Source organism: Marinobacter nitratireducens (assembly GCF_000708045.1).
Taxonomy (GTDB): Bacteria; Pseudomonadota; Gammaproteobacteria; order Pseudomonadales; family Oleiphilaceae; genus Marinobacter; species Marinobacter nitratireducens.
Map to the genome: position 1 here is coordinate 130,314 of NZ_ANIE01000005.1, position 20,232 is coordinate 150,545.

The following is a 20,232-nucleotide window of genomic DNA, read 5'->3' on the forward strand; positions in this document are numbered from 1 at the left end:
ATCCTGAGATTATACGGCCTTCGCTGGAGGAGAAAACGCCGCACTTTGTCTGAAAAGTGTTACGAAGTTAGCGTTTGCCAGCGGTGTCTCATTTCGCATCAGGTTTCGTCCAGTATCCGCTCCGAAGGTAACCTTTCTCCTGACCAGTTTTCCATCAGGCGGCAGGTAACCAGGTCTCCCGTCACGTTAATGGCGGTGCGGCACATATCCAGAATCCGATCGACGCCCATAATCAGGGCAATGCCGCCCGGAGGAACGCCGACCGTTTGCAGCACCATAGCCAGAATGACGATGCCCACACCGGGAGTTGCCGGTGATCCAATGGAGGCGCCCACGGCCATTGCGACCACCAATGCCATACTGCCCATGCTGAGATCAATGCCGTAAACCTGGGCCAGGAATATCGTGGCAACGGCCTGGTACAGGGCAGTGCCGTTCATGTTGATGGTGGCTCCCAGGGGGATGACAAACTGGGAAACCGATGGTCTGACCCCGAGTTTGTCTTCTGCCGTCCGAATGGACAACGGCATGACGGCGGCGGAACTGGACGTGGAGAAAGCAAGCAACAGGACGTCCCGGGTACTTTTCAGGAAACGTTTCGGGGATTCGCCGGCAAGCAGTTTGAGAATGACCATGTAAAAGCCGAGCAGAACCAGAAGCCCGGCAATCACGGTGGCCACATAAGAGGCCATGCCCAGCATCGCGGTAAAACCGATGGTGGTCGTCAGTTGGGCCATCAGCCCGAAGACCGCGAATGGTGCCAGCCTCATGGCCCATCGCACCACGGTCATGCAGATCTGCTGCAATGAGTCGAGCAGATCGAGCATGGGGCGCGCTTTCTCCGGGGCCATGCTGACCAGCGCAATCCCGACGATGATGGAAAAGATCACCACCTGCAGCATCTGGCCTTCCACCATGGCATCCAACGGATTGCCGGGGATCAGTCCCAGCAAGGTCTCGGGGAGTTCCAGTACGCTGGGCATGGTCGAAGTGGGTGTGTCGGCTTCGGGTGCTGTTGTCGCAAGCCCTTTCAGCATTTGCCCCGGGTTGAACAGTCCTCCGATCCATAGGCCAATACTGGCGGCAATGGCGGTGGTGATCACAAAGAAACCGGTAACCCGAACCCCGAGTTTGCGCAACTGCTCCAGGTTTTCGCTTGCGGCCAGACCGCGAACCACCGAAGCAATCACAAGAGGAATGACGATCATTTGGATCGAGGCCAGGAATAGCTGCCCCGGGAATGCCAGCCAGTTACCGATCAGGGTGCCGGTGGCGGGTTCGACAAGGCCCACCGAGGGGCCCAGCAGTGTGCCGACAACCAGCCCCAGGAACATGCCGACCAGAACTTTCAGCCACAGCCGTCCCTTGACCAGCCCTGAGAGATAAACGCTGAGGTGGCGAAGTGGCCGATTATAGTCGCCTGTTGGTGTCTCCGGCATGCTGAAACCTTCCGTGTTCCGGTAACGCGCTGTCAGTCAAGAATAGCTCATTTGGCTTGGCCGGGTGGGCTGTACCGACCTGATTTCCTCTCCGGAAAGGCGCCGGTATTGTCCCGGCGCCAGCCCCGAATCCAGCCGGATGGCGCCCATGCTCTCCCGATGCAGTGTTGTCACCCGATTGCCAACCGCGTGGAACATGCGTTTGACCTGATGGTAACGCCCTTCGTAGATGGTCACCCGGGCTTCGTGTTGTCCCAGCATTTCCAGCTTGGAAGGCGAGGTGGTCAGCTTTTCGAAGTCGAACCATATACCCTCGGCAAAGCGCCCTGCAGTCTCCGGGGACACCGGTTCAGCGGTGGTTACACGGTAGACTTTGGGGATCTTGATCCTGGGTTCCGTCAGCCGGCGGGACCAGTTGCCGTCGTTGGTGAGAATCAGCAGACCGGTGCTGGCCCGGTCCAGACGCCCGGCAATGTGCAGGCCCGGGTGAAGCTCAGGGGCAATGAGGTCCATCACGGTGGTGTGGGCGTCGTCTTCGGTGGCGCTGAGATAACCCGCAGGTTTGTTGAGCATAAGGTAATGGGCTTCTTCGCCCGCCTGCACAACCTGTTTGTTGATTTGAACCCGGCTAAAACGCGCAATATCACGTCCGGACTCTGTGCAAATCTGCCCATCAACGATCACCTGCCCGGAGGCGATCAGCGCGTTGGCCTGTTTACGGCTGATGTTGTGACAGTTGCTGAGAATTCGGGAGAGCTTCATGGGTTAATCAGCTATGCTTGAATGAGATTCCGACAATAATACGAGGAAATGCCATGCCATTCTCTGCTGATCGCCTTGCCGAACTCAACCTGCTTACCCAGTTTTCGTCAACCTCCAGTCAGGAAGGTATCAAGGTGCATGCCCATACCGCTGCGCCGGAGACGGTGAAGGCTGCCGAGAGCCTGTTTGCCAAGGGATTGATCAGTCAGAAAGACGGCGGTTACCTGACCCCGTTGGGGGCCGAGGCGGTGGACCTGACACAGAAGCTGCAATCGATTCTGCAAAGCGGCTGATCCGCCAACTTTCGCTGATTATTATGCCCGGGCCGGTGCAGGCATCTGTACTGGTCTGATTCCTGTTTTTCTGTGTCTGTTTTGTTTGCAGACTCGTTCTTAAAGTGGTTGGACATATCCATCGTCCTAACCACCAGTTGAGATTCATGCGGTCACTGTTTTTTTCTCTGTTTATTCCCGCCTTATTCGTGTGGCTCTGGAGCACCGGCTTCATTGGGGCAAAATATGGTTTGCCTTACGCCGAGCCATTCACGCTGTTGCTGATTCGGATGTTGCTGACGCTCTCGCTCTTGGTGGTTCTGGCCAGGATACTGAAGACCCGTTGGCCAGGCTGGCGGGGAGCGGGCCATTTGGCAGTGACCGGTATCCTTGTGCACGGGTGTTATCTGGGCGGGGTCTACTACGCCATTGATGGCGGAATGGCGTCCGGTGTCGTTTCTCTGATTGTTGGCCTGCAGCCACTGGTGACGGCTGCCGCTGCGGTTTTCTTTCTGAAAGAATCGGTGTCCGGCCGTCAATGGCTGGGCCTGGTGCTGGGCCTGTTGGGTGTGGCACTGGTGTTGGCGGAAAAATATGGTGGTCATGGCTCCGGTGTCGGGCTGACGATCTGGTCATTGCTCTGGTCGCTTCTGGCACTGGCCGGGATATCCATGGGGACTGTCTACCAGAAGCGGCACGGCACTGGCGCGGATTTGGTGGCGGGGACACTGATTCAGTATAGCGCTGCGGCTATGTTTTTTGCCGTGGGCGCATTCACCCTGGAAACCCGTGAGGTTGAATGGAGTCTGCAGTTGCAGTTGTCCATGGCGTGGCTGGTTCTTGGCGTATCGATCGGCGCGATCCTGCTATTGATGTGGCTGATCCGTCAGGGCGCCGCCTCGCAGGTGGCCAGTCTTTTCTATCTGGTACCCCCGGTGACCGCACTGGAGGCATTCCTGCTATTTGATGAGCGTCTTGGCGGGCTGGCAATGGCAGGGGGTATGGTGGCGATTACGGGGGTCGCCCTGTCGGTCACCCAAGGACAGAAAACCTGATTTTTTCGCGCATAGATACGATTTGTCACTGACATTTGTTCCCAGACGAGCAATCATATGCTGAATTGGCAGAATCGATCAGATTCATTGGCCAAAAACGCCAAATTTGAATCATTGGAAAGGACATAATGGTGTCAGTCATCACAGCATTGATGGGGAGCAAGAGAGCGTCCCTCCTGAAACGCAGCCTGGTCGGTCTGGTGTTGTCAGCCACGGCTGTTACGGCCATGGCGGCAGACCGACTCTATATCTTTACCGAGAACTACCCGCCTTATAATACATCGCTATCCGGCAAGAACTTCGCCCACAGTGAAGACGATATTTCCGGAATCTGCGGTGATATGGTCAAGGCCATGCTGGCCCGGGTGGACTACGACTATGTCATGAAAATGCGGGCCTGGAGTTTTGCTTACGACCGTGTCCAGAAAAAGGAAAACCACGGACTGTTCTGCACGGCACGCACAGACGAACGGGAAGACCAGTTCCAGTGGGTGGGGCCGCTGGCATCCATCAAGTGGACATTGTTCGCTGCCCCGGGATCAGATATCACGCTGGGCAGCCTTGACGATGCCAGGGAGCTCAAGATCGCCGGATACAAGGGCGATGTTATGTCGGAGTATCTGGTGGAGCAGGGCTTTGACGTCGTGATGGGCGTTTCCAGCGATGTGAACACTAACCGACTGAAGCTGGGGCAGGCAGATCTCTGGGTGACCGATGGGCTTGTTGGCCCCATGATGGCGGAAAAGCACGGGATGACCGGGCTCAAGCCGGTTCTGGTCTTCCGGGAAACGCCCATGTATCTGGCGTTCAGTAAGCAGACCTCCCCGGAGATCGTTCAAGACCTGCAAAAAGCTCTCGATGACGCCCGCAGTGCTGGCGATCTGAGCGAGATCGCCGCGCGTTACGAGTGATCAGGTGGATGGCCCCGGAGTTGATCCTTCGGGGCTGTCGGGTCGCCTGAGCCGTCTCGCCAGGTTGGTAAACGGTGTCACAATCAGGCTGTAAACCGTGAGGTAATGTTCGGCATCCCGCTGACCAGTGCCGAATCGTATCGGTTCAGGCGTGCTGCTTGTCACATAGAGGGTGCCGAACATCCAGTCCCACACCGACAGGTTGGTGCCAAAGTTCTTGTTGAAGTGGCGCTGTGCGTCGCTGTGATGGATCTGATGCTGCGCTGGGCTGTTCAGAAAGCGCTCAACCCTCGGGCCGAATGAGAGCCACACATGGCTGTGCCGCAGGTTGGCAGCCAGGCTGTTGAAGATGAAGGTCAAATAGGTCACGCCAAACAGCGTGTAGCGGCTGATCTCCCCGCCGCAGGCATACCAGAATGTCCCTGCGTAGGCACCGACCACGACCGCAGTTGCAATTCTCTCCACTATTTTTTCTACAAAGTGAATCCGGCTGGCGGTGGGCGGCACCAGAACCGGTGCCGAATGATGCACCTTGTGGAATTCCCAGAGCCATTTCGAGTGGAACGCGCGATGAACCCAGTAATGCTTGAAGTCGTAAACCAGGAAAAGGCCGAGGCCATACAGCAGGGACAGAGACAGGTTCTCGCCAGTTTGGGGGCGGGCACCCCAGAGATTGGTAAAGAACGCGATGTAGTCGCCTGACTGAAGAATATAGGGATCAACCAGGGCAACGACTGGCAACACCAGCGCAACCTTCAGGACGGCCCGGATCAGGTAGTAGCGATAGTCCAGCAATGCCGAGCGATGTAGATGGACCCGGGAGCCGCCCAGAAACTGCCAGAATGAACGGGTGTCTGTTTGCCCTGTGCGTAAGTTGACTCTGAACAGCGCAAAGGCAACCAGGAGGGATATGCCGAGAAACAGGATGCCCAGACGCCCATTCAGATCGAACAAGCCGAGAAACTGGTGAGTAACCGGTTCGAAAATGTACTGATCGAGGTGTTCGAGAAGCGTCGAAAAAGCGTCCAAAACGGTCGGCCTTCATTGAAATCGAGCCGAATTATAGGTGTATTTCTTGATCACTTCAATGAGATCGGTTATCAGCTGCAAATGCGAGTTGTTGGTGATCAAAACCAGAGCCGAATCTCCGGGCCAGGTCGGTGTCGGTCTATCGTGAATCCGAGGCCTTTGAGCGTATTGAGGAGCGCCTCGGTGTCTTCGACATTGAGGAAACCACCGACAGAAATGTGTTCGTTGCGGTGATGGAGATAAAGTCTCGCTGGCGCAAACGGGTGTGGTGCCTCGTCAAGTTCCAGGTGAGTCTGATGGCGAGGCAGTGTCCACTGGGCGTTGCGCCGCTGCCGGCCCTTTTCCAGGCGTATGGTATTGCCTTCCATTGTGAGCACTTCCTTACGCTGGCAGTCCCTGGAGGTTGTGTAGATTCCAGCCGCGACGGCAATCAATTCGATGCCGGCGAAGGGCAATATGACCCAGGCACCCACCAGGGCCCATCCGGTGGCGATGATGGCAGATAACAGGGTCAACGCCGCCAGGAACCGGAGATTGCCTCGCCAGCTTAATGAGCGATTGGGTGTCAACAGGAGACGGGTGCCTCCTGGGTGGTGCAGGGCCTGGACCATGGATCTTCACCTCGCCGATTCCATAGGGAATGTACGTGGCCTGTTTAATTATTGATCATAGTCAAGGATGACGCTCAGGTCTTGTGGGCATAGCGCCGTTCGGGCCGGCCAACGGAACCATAGGTCACCTCCGCCGAGAGTTCTCCGGTTCCGACCAGGTATTCCAGGTACCGTCGCGCGGTTGTGCGTGATGCTCCCATTTCAGCGCCCACTTCTTCTGCGCTCCACTGTCCGCCCCGGGCGGCTACCGCCCGGATTTTGTTCAGGGTCAGGGCGTCGATGCCTTTGGGCAGGCGTTCTTCCTTCGGCGTCTCGTCTTCACCACTGCTACGGGGGAGCAGAGCGTCCACTTCTTTCTGTGCCAGTTGATGCAGGCCCGACAGGCGGTTCAAGTGGTCACGGTATCGACTGATGGCATCCTGCAGACGTTCAAACACCAGAGGCTTGAGGATATAGTCGAATACACCACCACGCAGGGCGCTGCGAAGCGTTTCTACCTCCTTGGCGGCGGTGATCAGGATGACATCGCTGCTGCTGTCAATCGCCCGAAGTTCCCGTAGCAGATCCAGGCCGTTGCCGTCCGGGAAGTACACATCCAGCAGGATGAGGTCAGGCGACATCACCTCCACGAGATCCCGGGCATCGGCCATCGTGTGTGCGATGCCGCATAATTCCAAGCCTTCCAGACGCTCCACAAAGCGGCGCTGGATCTCAGCAATCTTGCGATCGTCCTCGACGATGAGTATGCGGATGGGTGTCACAGGCTTGTCCTCTCCTCCGGTCGTTTGGGCAGATAGAGGGTGAATCGACTGCCTTTTTCGGCCAGATTCTCTACCGTGATGGAGCCGCCCCAACGGTTCAGGAACTGCTGCACCAGGTGCAGGCCGATGCCGTGGTCCTCACCTTTGCTGCTGACGCCCCGTTCGAAGATTTTTCGCTGGGCTTCCTCGGGAACGCCAGGTCCTTCATCTTCTACCTCAAAGATTAGTTCCTCGCCCAGATCTGTCATGGACAGGCGAACCCGGCCTCCCTCGCCGGAGTGAAGGCGCGTTGCCTCCAGCGCATTGTCGATCAGGTTGCCAAGGATACTGACCAGCTGGTCCCGGGGCAGAAGTTCGGGAATATCGGTCATCCGGCTGTCAGGATCAATGTCCAGACGAAGCCCCATTTCCCGGGCGCGGTTGTACTTGCCCAGCAGGCACCCGGCAATCACCGGGTCGGGGACGGCCTCCAGTAGCAGGTGCAAGAGCGCCTGATGGTCGCTCACTTCGCTGCCGATCAGGTTCAGGGCTTCATCGTGGGCGCCAATCTGGATCAGCCCTGCAATGGTATGGAGCTTGTTGGAGTACTCGTGGGTCTGGCTGCGCAGAGTGTCGGCGTACTGCTGAATACGGGTGAGGCGTCGACTGACCTGATCCAGCTCATTACTGAGACGGAAACTGGCCACCACGCCGATGATGTCATTTCCCTGTCGGACCGGTAGTCGGTTGACCACCATCTGGCGGCCTCTCAACCAGATTTCCCGATCGAAATCCGGTTGCCCCGACTCGAGCACGGACATCAGGCTGCTGTCCGGGAGGATATCCAGAAGTGGGGTGCCCGCCAGTGATTCGTCTGGTGACAGGTTGAGAGTTTCGTGGGCGGCGCGGTTTGCGGTGGTGATGATCCCTTCGCGGTTGACCGCAATGATGCCTTCCCGAACCGATTGCAAGGTTGCGTCCCGTTCCTGGAAAAGACGGGCGATTTCTTCGGGTTCCAGCCCGAAAATGGCACGCTTGAACCGCCCGGCGATAACGATAGCCGAAAGGATCGTGAACAGAAGTGCGGCGCCGACAACGCTGTATAGCACAATGTTGTAGCGCTGAATGGTGGTGTCTACCTGATCCAGGCTGTAACCGACGGACACGATACCGATAATATCCCCGGAATCCGGGGCTTTCACTGGTGCTTTGCCGCGCATGGATTCACCCAGACTGCCCTTGGCCCGCCCGACGTAAGCATTGCCGTTGACCAGTGCTTCCCGCCCGTCGTCGCCATCATCATCGGCCATGGAGAAGCCGATGCGTGATGTGTCGGGGTGGGCCAGCCGGATAGCCTCGTGATCACCAATAACGATAAACAGTGCTTCGTTGGTGTCCGCCAGGCGTGCGGCCAGCCGGTTCAGGTCCGGAATATCCCGGGAGCGGATGCCATTGATGACGGCCGGGGTCGCCGCAACGGTTTTCGCCACCATCAATGCTCGCCGGGCGATCTCGTCATAGAGCGAGTCACTCAGGTAATAGCCAGCGAAGCCACCAATGAGGATGGTTTGGAAGGCGCCGAGAAATCCCAGGGTGAGGATCATTCGGGTTTTGAGTTTTGTCTTACGCAACACGGATCCGGTAAGGCTTATTGTCATTTTCTGATCAGGGTAATGCATCCATGGGGCAGATGCCCGTGATCTTTATGAACAAAATGGGTTTTAAAGCCAATAAAGGACTTACGTTCACAAGCTTCATTGTAGCGACTTGTGCCTATTAACCTGAGTCCATTCGCTCCTCTGGTCTGCCAACGCCAGGGACACGGTCCTGCCTCAGGAGTGATGACAAAAACAAGTTGATGAGGTGCAACAATGTTGATGAAACGAACTCTGTCCTTCGTGGCGGCCGCGGCCGTCTCCATGTCTGCCTTTGCCTGGCAGCCTTCCGGTAAAGTCGAATGCCTCGCGCCTGCAGATCCAGGCGGCGGTTGGGATTTCACCTGTCGCAGTGTTGGCAATGTCATGCAGCAACTCGACCTGGTTGATGGCAGCGTGCAGACCGTGAATATGGCGGGCGCCGGTGGCGGCGTCGCGTTTGCCCACACCGTGAGCAAGCGGGCTGAGGATGACAAGTTGCTGGTTGCCGCATCCACTGCGACGACGACCCGTCTGGCACAAAAACAGTTCCCTGGTATGAATGCCGATATGGTGACCTGGGTTGGTGCTTTGGGTGCTGACTACGGCATCATCGCGGTCGGTAAAGACTCGAAATACCAGAACCTGAATGAACTGATGGATGCCGTTAAAGCCAATCCAAAATCGGTCAAGTTTGCTGGTGGTAGTGCCCGAGGTGGCTGGGACCACCTGAAAGTGCTGATCGCTGCCAAAGCAGCGGGTGCTGGAAACCTGCCTCGTATCCCTTACCTGTCATATAACAACGGTGGCGAGGCCATGACTCAGGTAGTCGGTGGCCAGGTTGATGCCTTCACAGGGGATATTTCCGAAGCAACCGGTTTCATGGAATCGGGTGATCTGCGTGTCATCGCGGTGCTGGCGGACGAGCGACTGCCAGGAAAGTTTGGTGACCTGCCGACAGCCAAAGAGCAGGGTATTGATGCCGTTGGTCCCAACTGGCGTGGTTTCTATATGCCGAAAGGGGCTGATCAAGAGGCCAAAGAGTACTGGGTTGATGCTGTCGAGACTCTGTACGCCAGCGATGAGTGGCGCAAAGTCATGCTCAGCAACGGGCTGATTCCGTTCCATCCGCCTGCGGACGAGTTTGAAGCCTTTGTCCGTAACCAGGTGAAGGACATTGAACAACTGTCTCGCGAAATCGGGCTGCTGAAATGACCAGCCTTGGTGATCGTACTCTCGGCCTGGGCCTTCTGGTCCTCGCCGTTGCCTATGGCTGGGCCGCCCAACAGTGGCCCGAGCCGTTTGGTGGCGCCGAGGGTGTGGGCCCGGAAACCTTCCCCACCATTCTTTCTGTGGTTCTGGTGGCCGGAAGTCTCTACCTGATGATCAAGCCCGATCCGGATGCTCAGTGGCCTATGGGCAAATCCGCCCTCGAACTGTTGATCTCCGTCGTGGTGCTGGTGGTGTACGCCTTCCTGCTGGAGCCCCTCGGATTCATCGTGTCTACAACCCTGGCTGTGGGCGTTCTCAGCTGGCGAATGGGGGCCGCGCCCAAGCGAGCCTTCATCACCGGGCTCGTCAGTGCGGTTGTGGTGTTTGTCCTCTTTAACTACGGCTTGTCCCTGAGCCTGCCGGCTGGTCTGCTGGAGGTGCACTGATGGAAACGCTTGGATTCCTGATGGACGGGTTTGCGGTGGCCTTTACACCGTACAACCTCATGTTTGCCCTGTTTGGTGCCTTTGTGGGCACTCTGATCGGCTGTTTGCCGGGACTGGGGCCGGCCAATGGCGTGGCGATCCTGATTCCGCTGGCATTCACGCTCGGTCTGCCTCCGGAAACCGCGATGATTTTGCTGACGGCAGTGTATGCCGGTGCCATGTACGGTGGCCGTATTTCATCGATTCTGCTGAACATTCCCGGTGACGAGCCGGCCATGATGACGTGCCTGGATGGCTATCCCATGGCACGGAACGGTCGCGCAGCCGATGCTCTGGCCGCGTCGGCCATAGCCTCTTTTGCCGGCAGCCTGATCGGCACCATTGGCCTGATCATGCTTGCTCCGATACTGGCGAAATTTGCCCTGACCTTTGGTCCCGCGGAGTACTTTGCGCTATTCCTGCTGGCGTTCGCCACCCTGGGTGGTATTACCGGCAAGAATCCGATGAAAACCGTGATCGCGGCAACGCTCGGTATCATGATCTCAACCGTGGGTATTGATATCTCCACCGGCACCCAGCGTTACACCTTCGGGGTGCTGGAGCTGTATGAAGGCATCGACTTCATTCTGGCCATTGTTGGGCTGTTTGCTATCTCGGAACTGCTGTTTTTCGTAGAGCACCGGATGGGCGGCGGTCGCGACAAGATGACGGTGGGCAAACTGACACTGACCGCCAAAGAAGTCATTTCCACCCTGCCCACGCAGGTGCGTGGCGGCGTGCTGGGCTTCATTGCGGGGGTTCTTCCCGGCGCTGGCGCCTCCCTCGGCAGCTTCATCAGCTACACCCTGGAAAAGCAGGTGATCGGCAAGAAAGGCAAGTTCGGGGAAGGGGATATCCGCGGTGTTGCTGCGCCTGAAGCTGGCAACAACGGCGCCTCCTCGGGTGCCCTGGTGCCGATGCTGACCCTCGGTGTGCCGGGCAGTGGCACCACTGCGGTACTGCTGGCGATGTTGATCTCCCTGAACATCACCCCGGGGCCGCTGATGTTCACCCAGAACGCGGACATTGTCTGGGGGGTGATCGCGGCCTTGCTGATCGGCAATGTGTTGCTGCTGGTGCTGAATATTCCGCTGGTCGGATTCTTTGTGAAGCTGCTGTCCGTGCCGCCGATGTTCCTGTTGCCCATTGTGACCATGGTGGCCTTTGTGGGCATCTACTCCATCAGCCACAGCACATTCGATCTTTACTTCATGGTGGCCTTCGGTGTGGCGGGTTATTTCCTGCGTAAGCTGGAGATTCCGCTGGTCCCGATCATTCTTGGTCTTTTGCTGGGTCCGGAAATGGAGAAGAACCTGGGGCACGCACTGGTACTGTCCGATGGGGACTGGAGCATCCTCTGGTCCAGCTCGCTGTCCATCGGCCTCTGGGTGGTTGCCGGTCTCGGCCTCCTGCTTCCTTACATTGTCGGTCCGATCCTGCGTCGTCGTATGCACGCTGCGATGAAGGAAACACCTGTAAGCGATTGATGATCTTTTCAGCTCCCACTGACTCATCGTTGTCAGTCTTTGCACCGGGTTTTGCCCGGTGCTTTTTTTTGTCTGGCTGATAGACTCTACGCAGTACAACTTCCACCCGAAAACGAAGCAGGGATTTTAAGCATGGACATCATGGTGCTCGGCGCGACCGGATTGACCGGAAGCCTGGTAGTGAAAGGGCTTCTTGCCAGGCCCGAGGTCAAACGGGTTATTGTACTGTTGCGAACGCCCTTGGATGTAGAGCACTCAAAACTGGACCAGCGGGTTGTGAACTTTGAAGAGCTGGACCAGTCTCCGGATTTGTTTGCGGTGGATGGACTGGTTTGCTGTCTGGGCACCACCATCAAAAAGGCGGGGTCCCAGGAAACCTTTCGCAAGGTGGATTTTGGCTACCCGCTGACGGCAGCGAAACTGGCCAGGGAGCAGGGTGCCCGGTCCATGATCCTGATGTCGGCGATTGGTGCCTCTTCGGACTCCACCATCTTCTACAACCGGGTGAAGGGGGAGCTGGAGGACGCCGTTCGGGCCCTGGGGTTCCCCTATCTCTCCATCTATCATCCCAGCTTGCTGCTGGGCGACCGGCACGAAAACCGCACTGGCGAGGCGCTCGGGCAGAAGGCTATGCCGCTGGTAAACCGGTTTCTGGTAGGGCCCCTGGACAAGTACCGCGCGATTGATGCCGAAACGGTGGCCGGGGCAATGGTCAATGAAATTTGCGGACTCGCGTCCGAGACGGCTGCCGAGCAGGTGCTTCAGATACGCCAGTATCCCGAGATTGTCGCGCTCGCGGAGTAGGGATCATTTTCCGGTCAGAATGCCGGCGACCAGTCGCCCGGCCAGTGCAACCAGAACCGCGCCGAATACGCGCTCAAACCAGACCGCCCGGCGTCGCAGTGCGGCCAGCCATTTCGGATTCGAGAACAGCCAGACAACGATCAGGTACCAGCCGGTATCGATCATCAGCGCCGTAGCAGCATAGCCAGCCTTGGCCAGCAGGCTGGTGTCAGTGCCGATAACCTGGCTGAACAGGGCCAGGAAAAACACCGCAGCCTTGGGATTGAAAAAGGCCATCAGAAAGCCATCCCGCGCCGCGCTGGTGGTGGTCGGAATCTCCGGCATTTCGTTGTTCTGCGCGGGCTTTGCGGTTATGCCCTTGAATCCGATCCATGCCAGGTAGAGCGCCCCGCCCCATTGCAGGGCTGGAAACACTGTTGGCGATGTGGTGATCACCGCGGCCAGGCCGAGGATGCTGAGAAACGCATAAACTCCAATACCCAGACCATGGGAGACGGCGGTAATCATCCCGTTGCGCCGCCCCCCGCTCAGTGTCTGCTTAAGCACCAGTGCCAGAGAAGGGCCCGGAGACATGGCGCCCAGGATGCAGATGGTCACGACGGTCAGCCAGGTGGCGAGGGTCATCTCGATACAGTCCTTTGCAAATAAAACAGGCCGCTAATGGTAGCAGCCTGTTGCTTCTGGAAAACCTGTCAAATGCAACGGTCCCACACTCAGTGGCCAGCAAGGATCCAGCCGGCGGCTTTCTCGGCGATCATCAGGGTGGGTGAGTTGGTGTTTCCACTGGTGATGGTTGGCATCACGCCGGCATCTACAACGCGGAGACCGCTCACCCCACGAACGCGCAGGTGAGGGTCCACCACGGCCATTTCGTCTTCGGCGTGTCCCATGCGGGTGGTGCCAACCGGGTGGAAAATCGTTGTGCCGATATCGCCTGCCAGCTTGGCGAGCTCTTCATCGGTCTGGTATTGGGCGCCCGGTTTGAACTCTTCTGGCTGGTAGCGGGAAAACGCCGGTTGCTCAGCGATACGGCGAGTTACCCGAAGCGAGTCTGCTGCCACCTTTCTGTCTTCCGGGGTGCTGAGATAGTTCGGTGCAATGGCCGGTGCCTCGCGTGGATCCCTGCTGCGGATCTGCACGGTACCGCGGCTGGTGGGGTTCAGGTTGCAGACGCTGGCGGTAATGGCCGGGAAGTCGTGCAACGGCTGGCCAAAGGCCTCCAGGCTGAGGGGCTGAACGTGATACTCGATATTGGCGTGTTTATAGTCTTCCGAGCTGCGGGTAAACAGGCATAACTGGGACGGGGCCATGCTCATCGGACCGGATCGGGAAAGGACATATTCCAGGCCTATACGGGCCTTGCCGATCAGCGAGTTGGCCATGGTATTCAGGGTCTTGGCGCCTTTGACCTTGTACACCGATCGAATCTGCAAGTGATCCTGCAGGTTCTCGCCCACGCCGGGCAGGTCGGCAACCACCGGAATGTCATGCTCTGCGAGTAGCGCGGCTGGCCCGATTCCGGAAAGCTGCAGGATCTGTGGCGAGCCAATGGCGCCGGCCGAGAGAACGACCTCTCTCGCCGCCTGGGCAAGAATCTCACCGTAGCCGGCCCGTTCCACTCGAACGCCTGTGCAGCGGGGCTGTTTCCCGTCGATGGTTTCGGTTTCCAGCCCCAGTACCTGGCTGGAATGCCAGAGTGTCAGGTTGGGCCGTTTCTCGGCTTCCCTGAGGAACGCCTTGGAAGTGTTCCAGCGCCAACCGGATCGCTGGTTGACCTCGAAGTAATCAACCCCTTCGTTATCGCCACGATTGAAATCCCGGGTTCTGGGTACGCCTGCTTCGACGGCGGCCGTGGCAAAATCTTCCAGTACCTTCCATTTCAGGCGTTGGTGCTCAATGCGCCATTCGCCGCCATGACCGTGATACTTCTCATGGTCTGGGTCCGCATCGCCGCCTTCGTCCAGTCGGTAATGATCCTCGTGGCGCTTGAAGTCCGGCAGGCAGTTTTCCCAGCACCAGGCATCTTCACCCGTCACCGAGGCCCAGTGATCATAGTCTCTCGCCTGGCCCCGAATATAGAGCATGCCATTGATGCTGGAACAGCCACCCAGGGTTTTGCCCCGTGGATAGATCAGGGAGCGACCGTTCAGGCCCGGATCCGGCTCGGTGCGAAAGCGCCAGTCGGTTCGGGGGTTGTCGATGCAGTAGAGGTAGCCCACCGGAATATGTATCCAGTGGTAGTTGTCCCGGCCACCGGCTTCGATCAGCAGCACCCGGTTGGCGGGGTTGCCGCTGAGACGGTTGGCCAGCAGGCAACCGGCTGTGCCGGCGCCCACAATGATGTAATCGAATTCCGGATGCCCCGATGTCTTATTGTTATCGGACATGGCTCAGCCTCCAGTGTTATTTGGCCGTGGGCATGACAAATTCCGCGCCGGCGTCGATGGAGTCGGACCAGCGCTGCATGATCGACTTCTGGCGGGTGTAGAATTTCACGCCTTCTTCGCCGTAGGCGTGGGTATCGCCAAACAGGGAACGCTTCCAGCCGCCAAAACCGTGCCAAGCCATGGGAACCGGGATGGGGACGTTGATGCCAACCATGCCAACCTGGATACGGCGGCCAAATTCCCGTGCCACGTTACCGCTTTCGGTGAAACAGCTGACCCCATTGCCGAACTCGTGATCGTTGATCAGTTTGATGGCGGTGGCGATATCCGGCACCCGGACGCAGACCAGCACCGGGCCGAAGATCTCTTCCTTGTAGATGGTCATGTCCGGAGTAACGTTGTCGAACAGCGTGCCACCCATCCAGAAGCCGTCGGCACAGCCTTCGCCGGTGGTGCTGGTGTCAAAGTCCCGGCCGTCGACGACCAGGTCCGCACCTTCGGCCACCCCTTTTTCGATGTAGCCGGTAATCCGCTGATGAGCGCCAGCCGTGACGATCGGTCCCATTTCGGCATCCAACTCTTCGCCATTTTTGACCTTGAGAGACTTCGCGCGTTCAGCCAGTTGAGGAACGATTTTATCGGCCACGTCGCCGACCAGTACGGCAACGCTGATGGCCATGCAGCGCTCGCCGGCACTGCCGTAGGCGGCACCAATGAGGGCATCCACCGCTTTGTCCAGATCAGCATCCGGCATCACCACCATGTGGTTCTTGGCGCCACCCAGCGCCTGGATGCGCTTGCCGTGTTTCGCGCCTTTCTCGTAGAGCAGGTTGGCGATGGGTGTCGAGCCCACAAAGCTCAGCGCCTGCACATCCGGATGCTCGATCAGCGCCTCAACGGCTTCCTTGTCGCCCTGTACCACGTTGAATACGCCATCCGGCAGCCCTGCCTGCTTCAGAAGATCGGCGATCATCAGCGAGGCGCTGGGGTCCAGCGGGCTGGGCTTGAGAATGAAGGTGTTGCCCGCGGCGATGGCAACCGGGAACATCCACATGGGCACCATGGCCGGGAAGTTGAACGGTGTAACACCGGCAACGACGCCCAGAGGCTGACGAGTGGTCCAGTTATCAATGCCGGTGCTGACCTGCTCGGTGTAATCGCCTTTCAGAAGCTGCGGAATGCCGCAGGCAAATTCGACGATGTCGATGCCCCGGCTTACCTCACCCTGGGCATCGGTGAAGACCTTGCCATGTTCTGCGGTAATGGCGCGGGCGAGGTCGTCTTTGTGCTTGTTGAGCAACTCCAGGAACTTGAACATGACCCGGGCGCGGCGAATCGGCGGGGTGTCAGCCCAGGCCGGAAAGGCCGCTTCGGCAGCGGCCACGGCCTGGTCAACGTCGGAGCGGTTGGCCAGTGCAACCTGCCCGGATACTTTACCGGTCGCCGGGTTGTAAACGTCTTGATTCTGGCCGGAGTCGCCTTGTGACATTTGCCCATTGATATAATGCTGGATGGTTGCGCTGGTCATGTTGGCCTCGTTCTGCATTTGGTCAGATTTGTCGCTGGTGGCTTTCGGAGCTCCGTGAAATCCTGTGCTATGCCACTTTTTGTTCGACTGTTGATCAGATAATCTAGATTCAGGTGGGCGGCGAAGCAATTGAGTTTTTCAAAAGCAAGATATAAAAAATTATTATATCTATTGGGCGAGTGAGCCCCGGATCAACCACGTTTGGACATCTGGATATGCAGCAGTTACAGGGACTCAGAGCGTTTGTAACGGTGGCGCGGGAAGGCAGCGTGTCCAGGGCCGCGGAGAAACTGCACCTGACCCAGCCTGCGGTCAGCCTGAAGCTGAAACAGCTCCAGCAAGACATCGGGCTGAAACTGTTTTCCCGAAAGCCTCAGGGGCTGGACCTGACGGCGGATGGCCAGGCGTTATTGCCGGTGGCGGAGCGGGCCCTGGCGGGCCTTTCCGCGTTTGAGCAGAGTGCCCGGGCATTGCACAGTACCGTGCGCGGGCGGCTGCGGATTGGCACCATCGTGGATCCTGAATTCATCCGCCTGGGGGCTTTCCTGAATCGTCTGGTGGCCAGGGCTCCGCAGCTGGAAACCGAGCTGCATCAGGGCATGAGTGGCAGTGTTCTCGAACAGGTGCGTAAGGGTGACCTGGACGTGGGGTTTTACCTGGCGCCGCCGGATGCCGGTCCCGGGAAGGCGGCACCGGAACTGACCCACCGTGAACTGGCCAGGTTCGACTATCACGTGATTGCACCATCCGGGTGGGCGGCCAGGGTTGCGGACAACCGATGGGAGGTGCTGGCAGGATTACCGTGGATCGTAACGCCCGTGGATTCCGTTCATAACCGCCTGTTGAACGATGTCATGAGCCCCATGGGACTCGCTCCGAATGGCGTTGCCCAGGTGGATCAGGAGGCCTGCATGCTGGATCTGGTGCGCGCCGGGGTGGGGCTGAGCCTCGCACGGGACGCCCTGGCGATGGCCGAGCGCCAGGAACGGGGCCTGGTTGTTGTTGAGGGCGTTCGTTTGCCCTGCGCCCTCAGTTTTATCTGGCATCGGGATCGTAGCGGTGAGCCTATGCTGCAGGAGGCTCTGGAAGCGCTGGCCGGTGTCTGGGGTCTGCCTGCAGCCTGAGTTCAGTCGTTTTTTCGGTCTGAATGCCCCAGCGAGCGTTCTTCGTCGATTTCATCCCGGACCAGCTGTTTCAACTGGGTGATCTCCGGAAACCCGTTTTGCTCCTTGCGGGACCAGATACGTTTGTCATCCACCCAGACTTCAAAAATGCCGCCTGTCCCCGGGTGCAGGGTGAGTTCGCCGATGTCCCCTTCGAAGGTGGTGAGAAGCTCCTGTGCCATCCAGGCTGAGCGCATAAGCCAGCGGCAACCGGTGCAATAATGGATATCGACGTGATGTGTCATGCCTGATGTATCTCCTGTCTGGCGGTGCCATGTTCAAGTTGGTTGCGGATTCGGCGGAAGAGATCGTCCTGAAAGCTCTCCGAGAGCGGATACAGGTGTCCGGCCTCGGGCAGCAGTGTCAGGCTGGCTCTCGGAAGATGCTCTTTCAGGTGGCGGGCGTAGTCTACCGGAATAAACGGGTCCTGGCCGCCCTGGTAGATCCACACCGGCATCTTGACCTCGCCCAGGGTGAACCCCCAATCCTCGAGTTCGGTCAACAGGTCGGTGGCGATGGCCTGACCGCCGCTGGCAAGGCAGGCGAGCTGGTCTGCCCGGAAGTTTTCCCCTTTCAGGAAAGCTCGAAGGAGCTGCTGATCCTGCGTGCTGACAAGCTCCGTGGCCTCGCGCATGTAAAGACCGGGGTGGCGGCGTGATAACCAGGCAACCACCCTGACCATTAACCGCACCAGCGCTGGGCTCAGGCGAGCCAGTGCCGGGCCGGGCCATCGGGTGCCCTCAATCAGGTTGCGGGGGCCGGGGTACTCCGCGAAATGCGTGTATCCAGAAAGGCAGACTCCAATGTCCATGCGCGGTGAGAGCCGATAGCAGCACGCCAGAGTTCGGGATCCACCGCTGGACCAGCCAAGATGGCTGAACCGCTCGATTCCGAGGCTGTCAGCCAGTTGACGAATGTCGTCCGGGTAGTCCAACAGGGTTCGGTGTGGCTGGAATCCGGAGCCGCCGATGCCGGGTCGATCCGGTGTAATGATGCGAAAGCCATGGCGTCTGGCTCGGATGTGCAGGAAGCGGCCTTCAAGTCGGGAGCCCGGCATTCCGTGGGCAAAGAACAACGGGTACCCGTCTGGATCGCCCAGGTCGGTGAAGGCGAGCCTGCGACCATCTTCGAGAAGAACGGTGGAATCCGCAGGCCGTTTGGGTTGATCAGGTTCGGTGCGCAGCAAAGACCGGTGTCCTTTCCGGTGAATGTCAGTCTGTTTTGTATGTAGGGTATGTGGAACGAGAGAGCGTTGGCTTGCAGCCGATCACACCCCTGGCTTTTTCCTGGGCATGGAGGTACCAGCGCAGTCCGGGCTTGGTAAACGTCCGGTCGGTGATTCGAAACTCGGCCGTTTCCACGGTGAGGGGAATCGGGGTGCCGTCAGCGTGCCGATAGACGCAACTGGTTTCCAGTGTCAGAGCTCTGGCAACCGGCAATTCTATGAATCCGTCCTCCTGGACAACGGGTTTTTCGCCGTCCACCTCTGTAATCCTGAGGCAGGGGCCGTAATGTTCCTTGTCCAGATCGTCCAGGTACTCGCTCAGGCAGTGTTTTGCACTCAGCAGGATCGTATCGCCGCGAGTGGGTCGGGCGTCACCAGACATGGATTGGCACCCTGACAGGACAATGAGCATAAACAGGAAAGGCGCTGCTTGCCGCATAGTAGTCTCCGGTAGATCTTCGCTATGCGCCTTTCCTGCTGAGTGTGCCGCTGGTTAGTCGAACGTTCTCGGTCTCAGGGCGTCCGGTTTCAGGAAAGGCTTGCTTCCAGTGTTTTCGTGATCACCCAGAAGCTTACCATTCACAACCGTCCCGTAGTTGGTGTGTTTATGAAAGTTAAGGTATTTCTCCCGGGTTTCCTTTACATCGCCGGTGTATCGAGGATCCTGCGGACGCTCCTGGGAGTTGATGTAGTTGGCCACCTGCCAGGCCTCATCGTCGGTCAGGGATCCGGGTTTGCCCAGGGGCATGTTGTTCTTGATGAATGACGCGGCGGTAAATACCCGGGTCATACCGGCGCCCCAGTTGTAGGATGCGTCCCCCCAAAGTGGCGGAAAGACCACCTCGCCGTCCTTGTGTTGGCCCTGGCCATTATCACCGTGGCAGATCGCACAGTTTTCGGTATAGACCGCCTTGCCCCTGTTGTAGTCCAGTTCTGGCTTTTCCTTGCCCAGATGGCTAAAGCCCCGGCCACCAATGTTCTTTTCATACATCGGTGCGCCAGTCGCGAGCCACTTGTGGTAGGCCACCATGGCGAGCATGTCATCGCTGCCATAGGCCGGTGGTGTGCCGTTCATGGAGAATGAGAAGCACCCGGCAATTCGTTCTTCAAGGGAGTTCACGTGCTGGTTCTTGCCCCGGAAGTCGGGCAGCGTCGTGGCCGCGGGCCAGACCGGGGCGGACCAGTTCCGGCGTCCCTCGCCCATGTGGCAGGATTTGCAATTCATGTCATTGAATACATATTCGCCACGGAACTGCTGGGTGTTCATGAACATGTCACGGCCCCGGAGAATGACCTTTTTAAGCTCCGGGTGAATCTTGTCACTGTTCATCAGGTCTTCCACGGTCGGTGCCTGGTGAACATACTGGCCTTCCTTGAAATCCGGCAGCTTCACGGGCACCGCAGGTTCAGCGGATAGCACGGCATTGCTGACCAGCAGGCCGGCAAACAGGGAAGTAAAGAGTCTGATCTTCATGGCAACGTTCTCCT

Annotated in this window: 21 protein-coding genes; 8 read left to right on the forward strand and 13 right to left on the reverse strand. The window is 58.3% G+C overall.

Going from position 1 to position 20,232, the window contains the following annotated elements:
* Nucleotides 1-98: 98 nt before the first annotated feature.
* A complete protein-coding gene (locus D777_RS07705) occupies nt 99-1,439 on the reverse strand; it encodes a dicarboxylate/amino acid:cation symporter (protein ID WP_036130259.1) in 1,341 nt (446 codons plus the stop codon).
* Between the two features lie 36 nt (nt 1,440-1,475).
* Entirely contained in the window at nt 1,476-2,201 is a 726-nt protein-coding gene (locus D777_RS07710) for a pseudouridine synthase (protein ID WP_036130262.1), read from the reverse strand.
* A 53-nt stretch (nt 2,202-2,254) separates the two neighbouring features.
* Here D777_RS07710 and D777_RS07715 point away from each other — a divergent pair, with 53 nt between their 5' ends.
* From D777_RS07715 to D777_RS07725, 3 genes are all read left to right on the forward strand, one after another.
* Nucleotides 2,255-2,494, forward strand: coding sequence for a TIGR02647 family protein (locus D777_RS07715; RefSeq protein ID WP_036130264.1), 240 nt, complete (start codon nt 2,255-2,257; stop codon nt 2,492-2,494).
* A 146-nt stretch (nt 2,495-2,640) separates the two neighbouring features.
* On the forward strand, nt 2,641-3,528 hold the full coding sequence (locus tag D777_RS07720) for a DMT family transporter (RefSeq protein ID WP_036130266.1): 888 nt from the start codon (nt 2,641-2,643) through the stop codon (nt 3,526-3,528).
* Between the two features lie 128 nt (nt 3,529-3,656).
* A complete protein-coding gene (locus D777_RS07725; protein ID WP_036130268.1) occupies nt 3,657-4,439 on the forward strand; it encodes a substrate-binding periplasmic protein in 783 nt (260 codons plus the stop codon).
* Here the strand turns inward: D777_RS07725 and D777_RS07730 are convergent, their stop codons facing one another.
* The 4 genes from D777_RS07730 to D777_RS07745 form a co-directional block, all read right to left on the reverse strand.
* Entirely contained in the window at nt 4,440-5,468 is a 1,029-nt protein-coding gene (locus tag D777_RS07730) for a sterol desaturase family protein (protein WP_051669009.1), read from the reverse strand. It abuts the gene before it with no gap.
* 98 nt (nt 5,469-5,566) lie between these two features.
* On the reverse strand, nt 5,567-6,079 hold the full coding sequence (locus D777_RS07735; protein WP_036130271.1) for a DUF2244 domain-containing protein: 513 nt from the start codon (nt 6,077-6,079) through the stop codon (nt 5,567-5,569).
* 74 nt (nt 6,080-6,153) lie between these two features.
* Nucleotides 6,154-6,840: a response regulator gene (locus D777_RS07740; protein ID WP_036130272.1), complete on the reverse strand. Its 687-nt coding sequence runs from the start codon at nt 6,838-6,840 to the stop codon at nt 6,154-6,156.
* Nucleotides 6,837-8,453 carry an ATP-binding protein gene (locus D777_RS07745; RefSeq protein WP_454544841.1) on the reverse strand — a complete coding sequence of 539 codons (1,617 nt, stop codon included), beginning with the start codon at nt 8,451-8,453 and terminating at the stop codon, nt 6,837-6,839. The genes D777_RS07740 and D777_RS07745 overlap by 4 nt, the downstream gene beginning before the upstream one ends.
* Before the next feature lie 237 nt (nt 8,454-8,690).
* Here D777_RS07745 and D777_RS07750 point away from each other — a divergent pair, with 237 nt between their 5' ends.
* From D777_RS07750 to D777_RS07765, 4 genes are all read left to right on the forward strand, one after another.
* Nucleotides 8,691-9,668, forward strand: a complete 978-nt coding sequence (locus D777_RS07750) for a Bug family tripartite tricarboxylate transporter substrate binding protein (protein ID WP_036130274.1) — start codon at nt 8,691-8,693, stop codon at nt 9,666-9,668.
* Nucleotides 9,665-10,111, forward strand: coding sequence for a tripartite tricarboxylate transporter TctB family protein (locus D777_RS07755; RefSeq protein ID WP_036130277.1), 447 nt, complete (start codon nt 9,665-9,667; stop codon nt 10,109-10,111). The genes D777_RS07750 and D777_RS07755 overlap by 4 nt, the downstream gene beginning before the upstream one ends.
* Complete coding sequence (locus tag D777_RS07760) at nt 10,111-11,637, forward strand: tripartite tricarboxylate transporter permease (protein ID WP_036130278.1); 1,527 nt, start codon at nt 10,111-10,113, stop codon at nt 11,635-11,637. The genes D777_RS07755 and D777_RS07760 overlap by 1 nt, the downstream gene beginning before the upstream one ends.
* A 132-nt stretch (nt 11,638-11,769) precedes the next feature.
* Nucleotides 11,770-12,441, forward strand: a complete 672-nt coding sequence (locus D777_RS07765) for a Rossmann-fold NAD(P)-binding domain-containing protein (RefSeq protein ID WP_036130280.1) — start codon at nt 11,770-11,772, stop codon at nt 12,439-12,441.
* Nucleotides 12,442-12,444: 3 nt separating this feature from the next.
* On the opposite strand, the gene D777_RS07770 is transcribed toward D777_RS07765, so the two are convergent.
* From D777_RS07770 to D777_RS07780, 3 genes are all read right to left on the reverse strand, one after another.
* Nucleotides 12,445-13,065, reverse strand: coding sequence for a LysE family translocator (locus D777_RS07770; protein WP_036130282.1), 621 nt, complete (start codon nt 13,063-13,065; stop codon nt 12,445-12,447).
* A gap of 89 nt (nt 13,066-13,154) precedes the next feature.
* Nucleotides 13,155-14,828 carry a GMC family oxidoreductase gene (locus D777_RS07775; RefSeq protein ID WP_036130285.1) on the reverse strand — a complete coding sequence of 558 codons (1,674 nt, stop codon included), beginning with the start codon at nt 14,826-14,828 and terminating at the stop codon, nt 13,155-13,157.
* Between the two features lie 16 nt (nt 14,829-14,844).
* Complete coding sequence (locus D777_RS07780; RefSeq protein ID WP_036131185.1) at nt 14,845-16,356, reverse strand: CoA-acylating methylmalonate-semialdehyde dehydrogenase; 1,512 nt, start codon at nt 16,354-16,356, stop codon at nt 14,845-14,847.
* Between the two features lie 215 nt (nt 16,357-16,571).
* On the opposite strand from D777_RS07780, the gene D777_RS07785 reads away from it, so the two are divergent.
* Nucleotides 16,572-17,480, forward strand: a complete 909-nt coding sequence (locus D777_RS07785; protein WP_036130288.1) for a LysR family transcriptional regulator — start codon at nt 16,572-16,574, stop codon at nt 17,478-17,480.
* A 2-nt stretch (nt 17,481-17,482) separates the two neighbouring features.
* On the opposite strand, the gene D777_RS07790 is transcribed toward D777_RS07785, so the two are convergent.
* Genes D777_RS07790 through D777_RS07805 form a run of 4 tightly spaced genes read right to left on the reverse strand, consistent with a single transcriptional unit; the run spans nt 17,483 to nt 20,218 of the window.
* A complete protein-coding gene (locus D777_RS07790) occupies nt 17,483-17,764 on the reverse strand; it encodes a SelT/SelW/SelH family protein (RefSeq protein ID WP_036130291.1) in 282 nt (93 codons plus the stop codon).
* Entirely contained in the window at nt 17,761-18,705 is a 945-nt protein-coding gene (locus tag D777_RS07795; protein ID WP_227501709.1) for an alpha/beta fold hydrolase, read from the reverse strand. Before D777_RS07795 ends, D777_RS07790 begins: the two co-directional genes overlap by 4 nt.
* A gap of 25 nt (nt 18,706-18,730) precedes the next feature.
* Nucleotides 18,731-19,183: a hypothetical protein gene (locus tag D777_RS07800; RefSeq protein WP_036130292.1), complete on the reverse strand. Its 453-nt coding sequence runs from the start codon at nt 19,181-19,183 to the stop codon at nt 18,731-18,733.
* A 54-nt stretch (nt 19,184-19,237) separates the two neighbouring features.
* A complete protein-coding gene (locus D777_RS07805) occupies nt 19,238-20,218 on the reverse strand; it encodes a c-type cytochrome (protein WP_036130294.1) in 981 nt (326 codons plus the stop codon).
* Between the last annotated feature and the right edge of the window lie 14 nt (nt 20,219-20,232).

What these genes read in the sequence shown, in the direction of transcription:
- D777_RS07770 (WP_036130282.1), bottom strand. Translation starts at nt 13,065, where the DNA reads ATGACCCTCGCCACCTGGCTGACCGTCGTGACCATCTGCATCCTGGGC.
- D777_RS07805 (WP_036130294.1), bottom strand. Translation starts at nt 20,218, where the DNA reads ATGAAGATCAGACTCTTTACTTCCCTGTTTGCCGGCCTGCTGGTCAGC.
- D777_RS07785 (WP_036130288.1), top strand. Translation starts at nt 16,572, where the DNA reads ATGCAGCAGTTACAGGGACTCAGAGCGTTTGTAACGGTGGCGCGGGAA.
- D777_RS07765 (WP_036130280.1), top strand. Translation starts at nt 11,770, where the DNA reads ATGGACATCATGGTGCTCGGCGCGACCGGATTGACCGGAAGCCTGGTA.
- D777_RS07705 (WP_036130259.1), bottom strand. Translation starts at nt 1,439, where the DNA reads ATGCCGGAGACACCAACAGGCGACTATAATCGGCCACTTCGCCACCTC.
- D777_RS07755 (WP_036130277.1), top strand. Translation starts at nt 9,665, where the DNA reads ATGACCAGCCTTGGTGATCGTACTCTCGGCCTGGGCCTTCTGGTCCTC.
- D777_RS07720 (WP_036130266.1), top strand. Translation starts at nt 2,641, where the DNA reads ATGCGGTCACTGTTTTTTTCTCTGTTTATTCCCGCCTTATTCGTGTGG.
- D777_RS07790 (WP_036130291.1), bottom strand. Translation starts at nt 17,764, where the DNA reads ATGACACATCACGTCGATATCCATTATTGCACCGGTTGCCGCTGGCTT.
- D777_RS07735 (WP_036130271.1), bottom strand. Translation starts at nt 6,079, where the DNA reads ATGGTCCAGGCCCTGCACCACCCAGGAGGCACCCGTCTCCTGTTGACA.
- D777_RS07715 (WP_036130264.1), top strand. Translation starts at nt 2,255, where the DNA reads ATGCCATTCTCTGCTGATCGCCTTGCCGAACTCAACCTGCTTACCCAG.
- D777_RS07780 (WP_036131185.1), bottom strand. Translation starts at nt 16,356, where the DNA reads ATGACCAGCGCAACCATCCAGCATTATATCAATGGGCAAATGTCACAA.
- D777_RS07750 (WP_036130274.1), top strand. Translation starts at nt 8,691, where the DNA reads ATGTTGATGAAACGAACTCTGTCCTTCGTGGCGGCCGCGGCCGTCTCC.
- D777_RS07760 (WP_036130278.1), top strand. Translation starts at nt 10,111, where the DNA reads ATGGAAACGCTTGGATTCCTGATGGACGGGTTTGCGGTGGCCTTTACA.
- D777_RS07775 (WP_036130285.1), bottom strand. Translation starts at nt 14,828, where the DNA reads ATGTCCGATAACAATAAGACATCGGGGCATCCGGAATTCGATTACATC.
- D777_RS07725 (WP_036130268.1), top strand. Translation starts at nt 3,657, where the DNA reads ATGGTGTCAGTCATCACAGCATTGATGGGGAGCAAGAGAGCGTCCCTC.
- D777_RS07710 (WP_036130262.1), bottom strand. Translation starts at nt 2,201, where the DNA reads ATGAAGCTCTCCCGAATTCTCAGCAACTGTCACAACATCAGCCGTAAA.
- D777_RS07800 (WP_036130292.1), bottom strand. Translation starts at nt 19,183, where the DNA reads ATGCGGCAAGCAGCGCCTTTCCTGTTTATGCTCATTGTCCTGTCAGGG.